This is a genomic window from Citrobacter sp. CtB7.12 (assembly GCF_001297795.1).
Lineage (GTDB): Bacteria > Pseudomonadota > Gammaproteobacteria > Enterobacterales > Enterobacteriaceae > Citrobacter_A > Citrobacter_A amalonaticus.
In genome coordinates, this window is record NZ_LIFT01000004.1 from 131,478 (window position 1) to 146,000 (window position 14,523).

Sequence of the window (14,523 nt, forward strand, 5' to 3'; positions counted from 1 at the left end):
TATGAAAACGAAAGTGGCTGCAATATATGGCAAACAGGATGTGCGTATCCGTGAGTTTGAATTACCTGAAATTACGGATAATGAACTGTTAGTCAGTGTGATTTCCGACAGCGTATGCTTATCCACCTGGAAGGCTGCGACATTAGCCAGTGAACATAAACGTGTTCCTGATGATCTGGAAAATCATCCGGTGATTACCGGTCACGAATGTGCCGGGATCATTGTTGAAGTAGGTAAAAACCTAACCGGGAAATATAAAAAAGGGCAACGTTTTGTTTTACAACCCGCAATGGGATTGCCCAGCGGTTATTCCGCAGGATACAGCTACGAATATTTCGGTGGTAATGCCACGTATATGATTATCCCTGAAATTGCGATAAATCTGGGTTGCGTATTGCCATACCACGGTTCTTATTTTGCGGCTGCCTCGCTGGCGGAACCGATGTGTTGCATCATTGGTGCCTATAAAGCGAATTATCATACGACGCCTTATGTGTATAAGCACCGAATGGGGATTAAGCCCGGCGGCAATATTGCGCTTTTAGCCTGCGCCGGGCCAATGGGGATCGGTGCGATTGATTATGCTATTAACGGCGGGATCCAACCGGCACGCGTGGTGGTGGTGGATATTGATGAAACGCGTCTGGAGCAGGCTAAAAAACTCCTGCCGGTCGAACTGGCCGCACGCAAGGGAATCGCACTCACCTATGTGAATTCGTCCGGTATGGCCGACCCCGCGACGCAACTGCGCGAATTAACGGGCGGCGCCGGGTTCGATGACGTTTTTGTCTATGCCGCCGTGCCAGCCGTCGTGGAGATGGCTGACGATCTTCTGGCAGAAGATGGCTGTCTGAACTTCTTTGCCGGTCCGACGGATAGCCGTTTCAAGGTGCCGTTTAATTTCTACAACGTGCATTACAATAGCACTCACGTAGTCGGAACCTCTGGCGGTTCCACTGAGGACATGAAAGAGGCGATTGCACTGAGTGCGACGGGCCAGCTTCAGCCATCGTTTATGGTGACCCATATTGGTGGTCTCGATGCGGTGCCCGATACCGTTCTGAATTTGCCGGATATTCCAGGTGGCAAGAAGCTTATCTATAACGGTGTGACGATGCCGCTGACGGCAATTGCTGATTTCGCTGAGAAAGGCAAAACCGATCCGTTATTCAGAGAACTGGCGCGTCTTGTGGAGGAGACACACGGAATCTGGAATGAGAAAGCAGAAAAGTATCTGCTGGCGCAGTTTGGCGTGGATATCGGGGAGGCGGCGGCATGAAGTCGTTGGCATGGCCGCTGTTTCGCATCACAGAGCAGGCAGCGCTGGCTGCCTGGCCGCAAACCGGCTGCGGCGATAAGAACAAAATAGATGGACTGGCAGTGAGTGCGATGCGCACGGCCTTGAATGACATCGCCATTCGCGGGCGCATCGTCATTGGTGAGGGCGAGATTGATCACGCGCCGATGCTGTGGATTGGCGAAGAGGTTGGCAGCGGCAGCGGGCCAGAGGTTGATATCGCGGTCGATCCTATTGAAGGCACCCGGATGGTTGCGATGGGGCAGAGCAATGCGCTGGCGGTGATGGCGTTTGCGCCGCGGGGAAGTTTGTTACATGCCCCTGATATGTACATGAAAAAGCTGGTTGTTAACCGGCAGGCGAAAGGGGTGATTAACCTGGCGCGGCCCCTGGCGGATAATTTGCGTCAGGTGGCGAAAGCGCTGGGCAAACCGCTGGATCGACTGCGCATGGCCACGCTGGATAAACCGCGACTTCAGCCAGCGATTGCCGAAGCCACGCAGTTGGGGGTGAAAGTCTTTGCCCTGCCTGATGGTGATGTGGCCGCCAGTGTTCTGGCCTGTTTGCAGGATAACCCTTATGACCTGATGTATACCATTGGCGGTGCGCCAGAAGGCGTGATTTCCGCCTGTGCGGTGAAAGCGTTGGGGGGGGATATGCAGGCCGAGCTGATCGATTTTTGTGAAGCGAAAGGCGACAGCGCGGAGCATCGTGTTATCTCTGCCCAGGAGCGCCAGCGCTGCGCGGAAATGGGCGTCGAGGTCAATCGGATCTATACGCTCGATGAACTGGTAGCGGGACATGACGTTCTCTTCAGCGCGACCGGAGTGACTGGCGGCGATCTTGTGAATGGGATCCAACAGGTTGCAAAGGGGGTGCGTACGCAAACTTTACTGATCGGCGGCGCGGATCGAACGTGTAATATAATAGACTCTCTGCATTCATGGTGATTGATCGGGAAACAAATGACGACGCTGACAGAAGACGATGTGCTGGAGCAACTGGATGCTCAAAATAACTTACTTTCGTTTATGACGACGGCACATTCCATTTTGCTACAGGGCATTAAGCGCTTTCTGCCGTCGCTATTTGTCGATAACGATGAAGAGATTGTGGAATATGCAGTGAAGCCGTTACTTGCCCAGAGTGGGCCGCTTGATGATATTGACGTTGCGCTGCGCCTGATTTATGCGCTGGGAAAAATGGATAAATGGCTTTATGCCGATATTACGCATTTTTCGCAGTTTTATCAGTACGTCAGCGAACGGGATGAGATCCCGGGATTTGCCGATGACATCACCTGGGATTTTATCAGCAACGTCAACAGTATTACCCGCAATACGACCTTATATAGTGCGCTGGAGTCGATGAAATTTGCCGATTTTGCGGCGTGGTCTGAGGTGCGTTTTTCCGGAATGGTCAAGACGGCAATGACGCTGGCGGTAACGTCAATTTTAAAGGAATTAACACCGTGAAAATCGGACTGATGGTCAACGGGTTGCGGGTTGAAGCCCATTATCATGATGATGAGATAGAGAACGTTCATAAGCCGTTATTACAGCACCTGGCGAACGTCCATTCCGCGAACGCCAGACGACGCACCGTTGTGTTTCTGAGTGCGCCGCCCGGGACCGGAAAATCCACACTGACCACGTTCTGGGAGTGGCTTTCGCGTCAGGAGCCCTCTTTGCCGGCGATCCAGACGCTCCCGATGGATGGTTTCCATCATTACAATGACTGGCTGGACACGCACCATCTGCGTGCGTACAAAGGGGCACCAGAGACGTTTGACGTTGAAAAACTGGCGCAGAATCTGCGACAGATTAGAGAAGGCGAAGGGACCTGGCCGCAATATGATCGGCAAAAGCACGATCCGGTCGAAGACGCGATTGTGGTGAGCGCGCCAATTGTCATTGTGGAAGGGAACTGGCTGCTGCGGGATGACGAGAGATGGCGGGCGCTGGCGGCGTTCTGCGATTTTTCCCTGTTTATTCGCGCGCCAGCGGAGGCCCTGCGTGCGCGACTGGTGGGGCGCAAGCTGGCTGGAGGATTATCGCCAGCCGATGCCGAGGCGTTTTACGAACGCACAGACGGACCGAATGTTGAGCGAGTGCTGCGCGAAAGTCGTCCTGCGAGTCTACTACTGGAGATGAACGCCACTGGGGAATACCGTCTCGCCTGATGATAAATTATTCCAGCTAAGGTGTGATGATTATTACGGTTTACTGGAATAATTACCCCCGTTTACAGCGGGTAAAATGTGATGCAGGTCATATAGCTGGCTTAATCGTCTGGACAATCGTTCCTTTTATTCCCCGTTTCGCTTATTCTAGCTGAAGCGTTTCAGTCGATTAAATGTTCGACAAATAATCAATCAGTCGCAGTTTGCGACAGGTAAGGTTCCCCTGAACGATGCGCTGGATTACTCTGTCAGCCACATCTGAATCGGGATAGCCTTGCAGGAGATCTATGACCGTACGCGTAGCGATTAATGGCTTCGGTCGCATCGGACGTAATGTGGTTCGTGCTTTATATGAATCCGGACGTCGGGCGGAAATCACCGTGGTGGCAATCAATGAACTGGCGGATGCTTCAGGCATGGCGCATTTGTTGAAATATGACACCAGCCATGGACGTTTTGCATGGGACGTTCGCCAGGAGCGCGAGCAGCTCATAGTTGGCGACGACGCGATTCGCATTCTGCATGAGTCTTCGCTTGAGGCGCTTCCGTGGCGCGAGCTCGGCGTTGATATCGTGCTGGACTGTACGGGCGTCTACGGGAACCGCGAACACGGCGAGGCGCATATCGCCGCTGGCGCGAAGAAAGTGCTCTTTTCACATCCTGGCAGCAACGATCTCGACGCCACAGTGGTATTTGGCGTCAATCAGGATCAACTGCGCGCGGACCACCGCATCGTCTCCAATGCTTCGTGTACCACGAATTGTATTATTCCCATTATCAAATTATTGGATGATGCCTATGGCATAGAGTCCGGTACGGTGACGACCATTCACTCCGCGATGCACGACCAGCAGGTGATTGATGCGTACCATTCTGACCTGCGTCGGACGCGCGCGGCGAGTCAGTCGATCATTCCGGTCGATACCAAACTGGCGGCAGGTATCACCCGAATTTTCCCGCAGTTTAACGATCGTTTTGAAGCGATTGCGGTGCGGGTACCGACGATAAACGTCACGGCAATCGACTTAAGCGTTACGGTGATGAAGCCAGTAAAAGCCAATGAAGTCAACCAGTTGCTGCAAAAAGCGGCACAAGGTGCATTTCATGATATAGTTGACTATACGGAATTACCGTTGGTCTCCGTCGATTTTAATCACGACCCGCATAGCGCCATTGTTGATGGTACACAAACGCGGGTCAGTGGCGCGCACCTTATTAAGACACTGGTCTGGTGTGACAATGAATGGGGCTTTGCTAACAGAATGCTCGACACCACGTTAGCGATGGCTGCAAAAGGTTTCAGGTAGGGCGCAAGGGCGTCTGCAAAACTTTATCAAGAATCAACGAGAGGATTCACCATGTCTGTAATCAAGATGACCGATTTGGATCTTGCTGGTAAACGTGTTTTTATCCGTGCGGATCTGAACGTACCAGTTAAAGAAGGGAAAGTGACCAGCGATGCGCGTATCCGTGCTTCTCTGCCGACCATCGAACTGGCCCTGAAACAAGGCGCTAAAGTGATGGTGACTTCCCACCTGGGTCGTCCTACCGAAGGCGAGTACAACGAAGAATTCTCTCTGCTGCCGGTTGTTAATTACCTGAAAGACAAACTGTCTAACCCGGTTCGCCTGGTAAAAGATTACCTCGACGGCGTTGAAGTCGCTGCCGGTGAACTGGTGGTGCTGGAAAACGTTCGCTTCAACAAAGGCGAGAAGAAAGACGACGAAGCGCTGTCCAAAAAATACGCTGCGCTGTGTGATGTGTTCGTGATGGACGCATTTGGTACGGCTCACCGTGCACAGGCTTCCACTCACGGTATCGGCAAATTTGCTGACGTCGCATGTGCCGGTCCGCTGCTGGCTGCAGAACTGGATGCGCTGGGTAAAGCGCTGAAAGAGCCGGCTCGTCCGATGGTCGCTATCGTGGGCGGTTCTAAAGTTTCCACCAAACTGACCGTTCTGGATTCCCTGTCCAAAATCGCTGATCAGCTGATCGTTGGCGGCGGCATCGCGAACACCTTCGTTGCCGCTCAGGGCCACAATGTGGGCAAATCCCTGTACGAAGCAGATCTGGTTGACGAAGCCAAACGTCTGCTGACCACGTGCGATATCCCGGTTCCGACTGACGTTCGCGTCGCGACCGAGTTCTCTGAAAGCGCTGCCGCCACGCTGAAATCCGTCAACGACGTGAAAGAAGACGAGCAGATCCTGGATATCGGCGACGCTTCTGCACAACAGCTGGCTGAAATCCTGAAGAATGCAAAAACCATTCTGTGGAACGGCCCGGTTGGCGTGTTTGAATTCCCGAACTTCCGTAAAGGAACTGAAATCGTAGCTAACGCAATTGCTGACAGCGACGCGTTCTCTATTGCAGGCGGCGGTGACACGCTGGCGGCTATTGACCTGTTCGGTATTGCTGACAAAATCTCCTACATCTCCACTGGCGGCGGCGCATTCCTCGAATTCGTGGAAGGTAAAGTTCTGCCTGCCGTAGCGATGCTCGAAGAGCGCGCTAAGAAGTAAGACACTCATGGGCAGGGAAACCTGCCCAATTTTCAGCGCGCTTAAGTGGCACGCACCCCTTTCCAAGGCCGAAGATACAGGACTCGTAACATGTCTAAAATTTTTGATTTCGTAAAACCTGGCGTTATCACCGGTGATGACGTACAGAAAGTTTTCCAGGTAGCAAAAGAAAACAACTTCGCTCTGCCAGCAGTTAACTGCGTCGGTACCGACTCTATCAACGCCGTTCTGGAAACCGCTGCAAAAGTTAAAGCGCCGGTTATCGTACAGTTCTCCAACGGTGGCGCTGCGTTCATCGCGGGTAAAGGCGTGAAAACTGACGTTCCTCAGGGTGCGGCAATCCTGGGCGCGATCTCTGGTGCGCACCACGTACATCAGATGGCTGAGCACTACGGTGTTCCGGTTATCCTGCACACTGACCACTGCGCGAAGAAACTGCTGCCGTGGATCGACGGTCTGCTGGACGCAGGTGAAAAACACTTCGCGGCGACCGGTAAACCGCTGTTCTCTTCTCACATGATCGACCTGTCTGAAGAGTCACTGGAAGAGAATATCGAAATCTGCTCCAAATACCTGGCGCGCATGTCCAAAATGGGCATGACCCTGGAAATCGAACTGGGTTGCACCGGTGGTGAAGAAGATGGTGTGGACAACAGCCACATGGACGCTTCTGCCCTGTACACCCAGCCGGAAGACGTGGATTACGCGTACACCGAGCTGAGCAAAATCAGCCCGCGTTTCACTATCGCGGCTTCTTTCGGTAACGTACACGGCGTTTACAAGCCGGGTAACGTGGTTCTGACCCCGACCATCCTGCGCGACTCTCAGGACTATGTTTCTAAGAAACACAACCTGCCGCACAACAGCCTGAACTTCGTCTTCCACGGTGGTTCCGGTTCTACCGCTCAGGAAATCAAAGACTCCGTAAGCTACGGTGTAGTCAAAATGAACATCGATACCGATACCCAATGGGCGACCTGGGAAGGTGTTCTGAACTACTACAAAGCGAATGAAGCGTATCTGCAGGGTCAGCTGGGCAACCCGAAAGGCGAAGATCAGCCGAACAAGAAATACTACGATCCGCGCGTATGGCTGCGTGCTGGCCAGACTTCCATGATCACGCGTCTGGAACAGGCTTTCAAAGAACTGAACGCAATTGACGTGCTGTAATCTGGTCCGCTTATTGTAAAAAGGCTTCCTTCGGGAAGCCTTTTTTGCGTGGTTGCCGGAGAATCTCGCCATCCGACAATGCCAAACGGCAGGGGGTTACTGCGTCACGCAGGTACCTTTCTCGCCTGTGAGTATCTGTGGTGCATCTTTCAGCGCGCCAATAAACGCCGAACGCCCGGTTTGCTTAACAAACTGGATCACCGCCGCCGCTTTTGGTCCCATTGCGCCATCCGGTGCCGCAAACGGCGCCAACTCTTCGGTTGTGACATGTCGTAACGCGCGCGCCTGTGGAGTACCCCAGTGTTCATAGACGGCATCGGCATCGGTCAGGATCAGCAGATGATCGGCGTTGATGGTATTCGCCAACACCGCAGCTGTCAGATCTTTGTCGATCACCGCTTCAGTTCCCACGTATCCGTTACCCTGAGCCACCACCGGAACGCCGCCACCGCCACAGCAAATCACCGTATGCCCTGCTTCCATCAGCATCTGGATGGCCTCGCCGTCGAGGATGTTTTGCGGTATCGGTGAGGGAACGACCCGTCGAATGTATTGTCCATCCGCCTTCATCGTCCAGCCATAGCGTTGTTCCAGTTCATCTTGTTGATCCGGTTGATAGACGGGCCCTATGTACTTACCCGGAGTGGCAAACGCCTCATCCTGCGGGTCTACTTCTACACGTGTCATCAGCGTGGTCACGGGGCAACCCCCCGTATTTTGCGTCAGCGCCTGGGCGATGGCGGCGCCAATCATTCCCTGGCTTTCAGCCACCAGTATATCAAGCGGCCAGGCGGGTGATTCCGTGTAGGCCGCGTTCTGCAACGCCAGCAACCCGACCTGAGGCCCGTTTCCGTGAACAATCACCAGTTGAAAATCGCGAGCCAGCGTCGCTACCCGTTGCGCAAAAACCTGAATGCTGCGTTGTTGGTTTTCCGCACTCAATATCTCTCCGCGCTGTAATAATGCATTCCCACCCAGTGCAATGACCAGTTTCTTTTTCATTATGACCTCAATGTGCAAAATATCTCGTGGTCAAAATAACGTTCCGGTTTTTTTATAATGTGACTTATTCGACAGCTTATTGACTGATAAAAATAACGCGTTAATTAGGATTGTTTTTAATTACTTTGTTTAAAATATTTAAAAAATGATTGTTAGACTTTTTTTAATAATGTTGCGGTCAGTTCCCAGGAATTTATAACAATGGATTTTGTGTGACTTTGCTCAAACGAAATGATGTCGCGGCCCGATATGGTGAGCAGAGTTAAAACATCAAGCCTCATCAATCGTCAGATAATATGAGGTGTTCAACGGTAAATATTACCGGGAGATTGCTTATGTCTGAATCATGTGAAGTGACTGAGGTCACGAAGAAAAAAGGAATACCGGCCTGGTGGGTGACCATTTTCCTGTTCTGGCTGGGGTGGATTTTCATGTACGCCGACCGGACGGTATTGAACCCGGTGATGGGCGAGCTGGAAAAAGAGTTTGGCCTAAGTGGAACGCAATTAGGCATTCTTAATTCTGTGTTTTATTTTTCTTATGCGTTATTACAGGTCCCGGCCGGAATACTGGGTGATAAAATCGGTAAGAAAAAAGTGCTGGTGCCTGGGTTTATTCTCTTTGGCGTTTTCACGGCCGTTACCGGTTGGGCAAAAAGTTGGTACACGCTGCTGTTTGCCCGCGTTGTCACGGGCGCGGGAGAAGGGACCTATTACGGTCCACAGTACGGCCTTTCTTCCGAGCAAATCCCTAAAAAATATCGCTCGCTCGGCAGCGCAATCATCAATAGCGGCATGGCCTTCGGTATTGCGCTGGGACTGATGACCTCAAGCTGGCTGGTGTACGATCAGGGCCATTCATGGCGGATGCCGTTCTACGCGATGGCGGTTCCTTCAGTACTGGTGGGGATTGCGATCTGGCTGTTTGTGAAAGAAAAGAAACGCACTGTAGATACCGACGGACAGCCGGTAAAAAAAGGCAAATTCAGCGATCTTCTGAAAAACCGCAACCTCGTTCTGACCTATATCATGGTGTTCTGTAGCCTGTTTGGTTTCTTCGTTATTCTGACCTGGCTTCCCTATTATCTGCAAAATGAACGTGGTATTGCCGGTAGCGAAACTGGATTTATCTCTTCGCTGGTCGCCTGGATTTCAATCCCCGGCGCGCTGTTATTCTCCAGCCTGTCTGACAAATTAGGTAAGCGCAAACCGTTAATTATGTTCCTCGTCCCGGTGGCGATCATCAGCATGCTGTCCATTGTCTGGATGCCAAACATGACTGGCGTGATTGTCGCCCTGTGTATTTACGGTCTCGTCGGCAAACTGGCACTGGATCCCGTGCTGGTTGCGCTGGTTGCCGATAGCGTTGATGAAAATAATTACAGCACCGCGTTTGGCTTATTTAATTTTATCGGCATGAGCTCTTCTATTCTTGCTCCCATTATTGCTGGCGCGGCGCGCGATATAACGGGCAGCCTGGCATCCAGTTTTTATGTGTCAGCCATTCTGTTAGCGATTGGATTGGTTGCGATGCTGTTTTTGAAAGAAAAACGTACATAAGAGGTAGCGGTAATGATTTACGCCTTTATTAAAAAGGGAAGCTTTCAGGACTCCGTCAGCCTGATGATCATTTCCCGGAAATTAAGTGAGCGACCGGAAGTTGACCAGGTTTCCGTCATGATGGGAACGCCAGCGAATAAAGCGATGCTGGATTCTACGGGCTTCTGGCATGACGATTTTGTCGAGGCCACACCGAACGATATTTGTGTGGCGGTACGAACGCATGACGAGCAACCGGAGATCCTCGAATTAATCCGCGAACAGCTGGAAAAAGAGTTAAGCGCAATTGCCAGCGCCTCGGGCGGTTCACAGCAACTGCTGAAAGCGCGTCGCTGGGAGAGCGCGTGCCAGAAATTACCGCAGGCTAATCTGCTGCTGGTTTCGGTTGCCGGGGAGTATGCGACCTCCGTAGCGAAAGAGGGGCTGTTGGCCGGTAAAAACGTGATGATGTTTTCCGATAACGTACCGCTTGAGCAGGAAGTTGAGCTGAAAACGTTGGCCCGCGAAAAAGGGCTGATTGTGATGGGGCCGGACTGCGGGACAGCGATGATTGCCGGTAGCCCACTGGCATTCGCGAACGTGTTGCCCGACGGTGGAATTGGTGTAATCGGGGCGTCCGGAACGGGCATTCAGGAGGTCACCTCTCAGATTGCGCTGCACCAACAGGGGATCAGCCATGCCATCGGTTTGGGGGGACGCGATCTGAGTGCGGAAGTGGGAGGCATCAGTGCGTTAACGGCGCTGGAGATGCTGGCTGCTGATGATGCCACGCGGGTGATCGCGTTTGTCTCTAAACCGCCGTCGCCGCAGGTCAGAACCCGCATTATCAATGCGATGCAAAAGGTCGGTAAACCGGTGGTCGCGCTCTTTCTCGGGAATAAACCGGAACAACGCTGTGAGGGGAATGTCTGGCTGGCGAATTCGCTCTCAGATGCCGCCCAACTGGCCGTGTTGCTGATGCGAGTGGCTCAGCAGCGCCTGATTCAACCCGAGGTGGCTGGCAAAGGCATTTATGGGCTGTATGCCGGCGGGACGCTCGCGGCTGAAGCGGCGATGTTGCTTTCGGCCGGGCTGGGTGTGCCAGTGAGTGAAAGCCACGCTGCTGGCGTCATGCTCGACGCGCAGGGCCATCGCATTGTCGATCTGGGAGATGACAGCTACACGTTGGGCAGACCACACCCGATGATTGACCCGACAACTCGCAGCATTGAAATCGAAAAGCTGGCAGCGATGCCGGACGTGGGCGTGCTGCTGCTGGATGTGGTGCTGGGCTATGGCGCCTGTGCTGATCCGGCGGGCGCCGTTGTTGAGGCTGTCGAGCAGGTTCGCGCAACGCGAAACGCGCCGCTGGTCACCATCGCCACCCTCACCGGAACCGATGCCGACCCACAGGGACGCAGTGGACAAACCGACATCCTGCGTGATGCAGGCATCGCCGTGGTGGAAACCCTGGAAGAGGCCGTGTTGCTCGCCATCAGCCTGACACATCATCAGGACTCTCGCCCATCCGTTGAACCTAGCCCCTTGCTGGATGGCGTACAGGTGATCAATGCCGGACTGCGCAGCTTCGCGCTGGATCTGCAAAGCAGCGGCACGCCGGTTGTGCATTATCAGTGGGCGCCGATTGCCGGTGGCAATGCGCGTCTCGCCAGTTTACTCAAGCAGTTACATTAATTCAGAGGTACCGATATGTATTCATCAATTGCACAGGCCAACGACGCCATTATTGAACGCATCAAAGCCGCCCGCCCACATTGGGTCGCTGTCCGTCCTGCGAAAGAGGCGGTGGTTGAATTGTCCTCCGGGCGTAAATTGCTGCACGCCGGCCCGCCGATTGCCTGGGAAGAGATGACGGGGCCTATGCGCGGTGCCTGTATCGGCGCATCGCTGTTTGAGGGGTGGGCGGCCAGTGAAGAGGAAGCTGTCAGTCTCCTGAATCAGGGCGAAGTGGAATTTATCCCGTGCCACCATGTTGGCGCCGTCGGCCCGATGGGCGGCATCACCTCTGCAAACATGCCAGTGCTGGTCGTACGTGACGTGGTGCATGGCAATCAGTCCTGTTGCAACCTGAACGAAGGGATCGGCAAAGTCATGCGTTTCGGCGCCTACGGTGAGGATGTGCAGACGCGTCTGCGCTGGATGCGCGATACGCTGGCACCGGTGTTACAGGAGGCCTTGTCGCGCATGGAGAACGGCGTGGATCTGACGGCGATGATGGCTCAGGCGATTACGATGGGGGACGAATTCCATCAGCGTAATATCGCGGCCTCGTCGTTACTGCTGCGCACGCTATCCCCTGTGATCGCCGGTCTTGATCGTCCGAAAGCCGAAATCATTGAGGTGCTGCAATTCCTGAGCGTGACCGATCAGTTCTTCCTTAACCTGGCGATGGCCTACAGCAAAGCGGTGATGGATGCGGCGGCAGTGATTAAAGCCGGTTCGGTGGTGACCGCAATGACGCGCAACGGACGTGAGTTCGGGATTCGCGTCAGCGGCACCGGCGACCGTTGGTTTACCGCGCCAGTGAATACGCCGCAGGGCTTGTTCTTTACCGGCTACAGTCAGGCTGACGCTAACCCGGATATCGGTGATAGCGCCATTACCGAGACGCTGGGCATTGGTGGCGCAGCCATGATTGCTGCACCTGGCGTGACGCGTTTCGTCGGTGCGGGCGGTATGGGGGCCGCGCTGGAAACCTCTGAGGAGATGGCGGAAATCTACCTCGCCAACAACCCTTTGTTCCAGATCCCGTCCTGGGATTTCAAAGGGGCGTGTCTGGGGCTGGATATCCGTCGTGTCGTGGAAACGGGGATTACGCCGCTGATCAACACCGGTATCGCTCACCGCGAAGCCGGAATCGGCCAGGTTGGTGCGGGGACCGTACGTGCACCGCTGCTGTGCTTTGAAAAAGCGTTGGAAGCGCTGGCGGAAGAGCATCACATCACGGCGTAACAGAAATGCCCGGTGGCGCTAACGCTCACCGGGCCTACGGATCGGTGTCACTCGTGGGCCGGATAAGGTGGCGCCGCGATCCGGCATTTCGGAGTAACCTATGTTCATTCTCAATGCCCTGGCCTGCGCCGGGCTTTATCGACTTCCAGAGGGTGAATGGACGCTGCACAGTCGCTTCTCACAGGCGATCAATTTCAGCCATGCTAACGGCGAATTACTGACGTTATACCGCTACGGTAAAGGCATGGGGCCGACCGGCGTGCTGTTGAGTCGTGCACAGTTCTCCCGCCTGACGACGGTTTCACGCTTGTGCAAAACCGGGGATCTGCTGACCGGGCAGGGGGTGACCCTTCGCCCTCAGCGTCAACTCAGGCTGCAACTGACTCCTTCTGCTATCGCACTGCTCGACCTGTCTTCCTGTGTTCAGCAAACCGGTCTGGGAGGTGCGCTCAACCAGCCACTCAATACCGTGGCGTGTTATCCGCAGATCGTCGCCGGGCTGGAGCGTTGGGCGAATGGCATCGCGCCAGACTGGCGCTGGCTGATTGGACGAGGTCCCGGACTCACGCCCAGCGGTGATGATATGCTTACGGGAATGCTGGCGGTCTTTATTGCAGCCGGGATACCGGTTCACCTTTTTTTACCCCCGGCGGATCAACTTGCGCAACTGACAACTTCGGTAAGCTGTAGCTATCTTAATAGTGCCAGAGTGGGCGAATTTTCGACGCCGGTGTTGGGGGTGATGCGCAGCTTGCAAACCGGGCGTGACGCAGGCCACGCACTGCGTCGTCTGCTCACGGTGGGGCACACCTCCGGCGCTGACATGGTGTTAGGGATTGCGCTGGCGCAACGCTGGTTGCTGATGGCTGACTCAAGGGGAAAGCATGCTCGATCAGGAAACAATACGTACATTTATTCGGGTAGCTGAGACGGAGAGTTTTTCCCGTGCGGCCAGCTCACTGCATAAAACGCCTGCGGCAATCAGTTACCGCATCAAAACGCTGGAAGAGCAGGTGGGTACGCAGCTCTTTTTACGAACCACGCGTTCCGTCAGCCTGACGTTGGCGGGACAGCATCTGCTCGAACATTGTCGCCAGTGGCTTAACTGGCTGGACGCCATGCCTGATGAGTTGCAGCAGATTAATGCGGGCGTTGAGCGTCAGGTTAATATTGTTATCAATAATTTGCTCTATCAGCCGCAGACGACCGCTGATTTACTGACGTGGCTGCATCAACAATTTCCCTTCACCCGTTTCCAGATCTCCCGCCAGGTCTATATGGGCGTGTGGGATTCGCTGCTGTATGACGACTATCAACTGGCGATTGGCGTGACCGGTTCCGAATCGTTGTCAAACAACATTTCACTGCTGCCACTGGGGGACATTAGCTGGCAGTTTGTGGTCGCGCAGAATCACCCGTTGGCCAGCCATCCGGCAACGGTGTTATCGGACGACATGCTGCGTCGCTACCCCGCCATCAATATTGAAGATACGTCGCGCACGCTCACCCGTCGCGTGGCCTGGCTGCTGAGCGGACAAAAGGAGATTAAGGTTCCGGATCTCAGCACCAAGCTGGCCTGTCACTTAAGTGGCCTGGGCGTCGGTTTTTTACCGGAACGTCTGTGTCGCCCTTACGTAGAATCCGGCGCACTGGTGGCTCGTTCGGTGGTGAATCCTCGCCAGCCGTCACCGCTTTCTATCGCCTGGAAGAATGCCGGAAGTGGAAAAGTGGTCAGCGAAATTGCCGCAATTTTTAAACAAAAACATGGGCTGGTGGGGGGATTTTTGCGGATGGTGGATCGTCCTGCAGAACGGCAATAGCCGTGATATCCAGAATTGA

The 14,523-nt window shown here is 54.1% G+C and carries 13 protein-coding genes; 12 read left to right on the plus strand and 1 reads right to left on the minus strand.

The features are described 5' to 3' along the window. Position 1 precedes the first annotated feature (1 nt). The 7 genes from AOY24_RS07345 (at position 2) to fbaA (ending at position 7,171) form a co-directional block, all read left to right on the plus strand. The gene (locus tag AOY24_RS07345) at positions 2–1,279 is read left to right on the plus strand and encodes a zinc-binding dehydrogenase (RefSeq protein ID WP_042998045.1); all 1,278 of its coding nucleotides are present in this window, start codon (positions 2–4) and stop codon (positions 1,277–1,279) included. Next, on the plus strand, positions 1,276–2,247 hold the full coding sequence (gene glpX, locus AOY24_RS07350) for a class II fructose-bisphosphatase (RefSeq protein ID WP_054176419.1): 972 nt from the start codon (positions 1,276–1,278) through the stop codon (positions 2,245–2,247). The genes AOY24_RS07345 and glpX overlap by 4 nt, the downstream gene beginning before the upstream one ends. Before the next feature lie 15 nt (positions 2,248–2,262). Beyond that, positions 2,263–2,772 (plus strand): MltR family transcriptional regulator, encoded by a 510-nt coding sequence (locus AOY24_RS07355; RefSeq protein WP_042998043.1) that lies wholly within the window; start codon positions 2,263–2,265, stop codon positions 2,770–2,772. After that, positions 2,769–3,479, plus strand: coding sequence for a nucleoside/nucleotide kinase family protein (locus tag AOY24_RS07360; protein WP_054176420.1), 711 nt, complete (start codon positions 2,769–2,771; stop codon positions 3,477–3,479). The genes AOY24_RS07355 and AOY24_RS07360 overlap by 4 nt, the downstream gene beginning before the upstream one ends. Before the next feature lie 287 nt (positions 3,480–3,766). Beyond that, positions 3,767–4,786: an erythrose-4-phosphate dehydrogenase gene (gene epd, locus AOY24_RS07365; RefSeq protein WP_042998041.1), complete on the plus strand. Its 1,020-nt coding sequence runs from the start codon at positions 3,767–3,769 to the stop codon at positions 4,784–4,786. Positions 4,787–4,837: 51 nt separating this feature from the next. After that, the gene (pgk, locus tag AOY24_RS07370; RefSeq protein ID WP_042324055.1) at positions 4,838–6,001 is read left to right on the plus strand and encodes a phosphoglycerate kinase; all 1,164 of its coding nucleotides are present in this window, start codon (positions 4,838–4,840) and stop codon (positions 5,999–6,001) included. 90 nt (positions 6,002–6,091) lie between these two features. Further along, positions 6,092–7,171: a class II fructose-bisphosphate aldolase gene (gene fbaA, locus AOY24_RS07375; protein WP_042998040.1), complete on the plus strand. Its 1,080-nt coding sequence runs from the start codon at positions 6,092–6,094 to the stop codon at positions 7,169–7,171. A gap of 96 nt (positions 7,172–7,267) precedes the next feature. On the opposite strand, the gene AOY24_RS07380 is transcribed toward fbaA, so the two are convergent. Then, positions 7,268–8,173, minus strand: a complete 906-nt coding sequence (locus AOY24_RS07380; protein ID WP_054176421.1) for a carbamate kinase — start codon at positions 8,171–8,173, stop codon at positions 7,268–7,270. A gap of 335 nt (positions 8,174–8,508) precedes the next feature. On the opposite strand from AOY24_RS07380, the gene AOY24_RS07385 reads away from it, so the two are divergent. The 5 genes from AOY24_RS07385 (at position 8,509) to allS (ending at position 14,504) form a co-directional block, all read left to right on the plus strand. Then, positions 8,509–9,732: an MFS transporter gene (locus tag AOY24_RS07385; RefSeq protein ID WP_042998038.1), complete on the plus strand. Its 1,224-nt coding sequence runs from the start codon at positions 8,509–8,511 to the stop codon at positions 9,730–9,732. Between the two features lie 12 nt (positions 9,733–9,744). Continuing rightward, positions 9,745–11,406 (plus strand): acyl-CoA synthetase FdrA, encoded by a 1,662-nt coding sequence (locus tag AOY24_RS07390; RefSeq protein ID WP_054176422.1) that lies wholly within the window; start codon positions 9,745–9,747, stop codon positions 11,404–11,406. A gap of 15 nt (positions 11,407–11,421) precedes the next feature. After that, complete coding sequence (locus AOY24_RS07395; protein WP_042998036.1) at positions 11,422–12,684, plus strand: DUF1116 domain-containing protein; 1,263 nt, start codon at positions 11,422–11,424, stop codon at positions 12,682–12,684. A 100-nt stretch (positions 12,685–12,784) separates the two neighbouring features. Continuing rightward, positions 12,785–13,612: a DUF2877 domain-containing protein gene (locus AOY24_RS07400; protein WP_044264824.1), complete on the plus strand. Its 828-nt coding sequence runs from the start codon at positions 12,785–12,787 to the stop codon at positions 13,610–13,612. Next, complete coding sequence (gene allS, locus AOY24_RS07405) at positions 13,569–14,504, plus strand: HTH-type transcriptional activator AllS (RefSeq protein WP_042998034.1); 936 nt, start codon at positions 13,569–13,571, stop codon at positions 14,502–14,504. Before AOY24_RS07400 ends, allS begins: the two co-directional genes overlap by 44 nt. The last annotated feature ends 19 nt before the right edge of the window (positions 14,505–14,523 follow it).

What these genes read in the sequence shown, in the direction of transcription:
- allS (WP_042998034.1), top strand. Translation starts at nt 13,569, where the DNA reads ATGCTCGATCAGGAAACAATACGTACATTTATTCGGGTAGCTGAGACG.
- pgk (WP_042324055.1), top strand. Translation starts at nt 4,838, where the DNA reads ATGTCTGTAATCAAGATGACCGATTTGGATCTTGCTGGTAAACGTGTT.
- AOY24_RS07345 (WP_042998045.1), top strand. Translation starts at nt 2, where the DNA reads ATGAAAACGAAAGTGGCTGCAATATATGGCAAACAGGATGTGCGTATC.
- AOY24_RS07390 (WP_054176422.1), top strand. Translation starts at nt 9,745, where the DNA reads ATGATTTACGCCTTTATTAAAAAGGGAAGCTTTCAGGACTCCGTCAGC.
- epd (WP_042998041.1), top strand. Translation starts at nt 3,767, where the DNA reads ATGACCGTACGCGTAGCGATTAATGGCTTCGGTCGCATCGGACGTAAT.
- AOY24_RS07380 (WP_054176421.1), bottom strand. Translation starts at nt 8,173, where the DNA reads ATGAAAAAGAAACTGGTCATTGCACTGGGTGGGAATGCATTATTACAG.
- fbaA (WP_042998040.1), top strand. Translation starts at nt 6,092, where the DNA reads ATGTCTAAAATTTTTGATTTCGTAAAACCTGGCGTTATCACCGGTGAT.
- AOY24_RS07385 (WP_042998038.1), top strand. Translation starts at nt 8,509, where the DNA reads ATGTCTGAATCATGTGAAGTGACTGAGGTCACGAAGAAAAAAGGAATA.
- AOY24_RS07355 (WP_042998043.1), top strand. Translation starts at nt 2,263, where the DNA reads ATGACGACGCTGACAGAAGACGATGTGCTGGAGCAACTGGATGCTCAA.
- glpX (WP_054176419.1), top strand. Translation starts at nt 1,276, where the DNA reads ATGAAGTCGTTGGCATGGCCGCTGTTTCGCATCACAGAGCAGGCAGCG.
- AOY24_RS07400 (WP_044264824.1), top strand. Translation starts at nt 12,785, where the DNA reads ATGTTCATTCTCAATGCCCTGGCCTGCGCCGGGCTTTATCGACTTCCA.
- AOY24_RS07395 (WP_042998036.1), top strand. Translation starts at nt 11,422, where the DNA reads ATGTATTCATCAATTGCACAGGCCAACGACGCCATTATTGAACGCATC.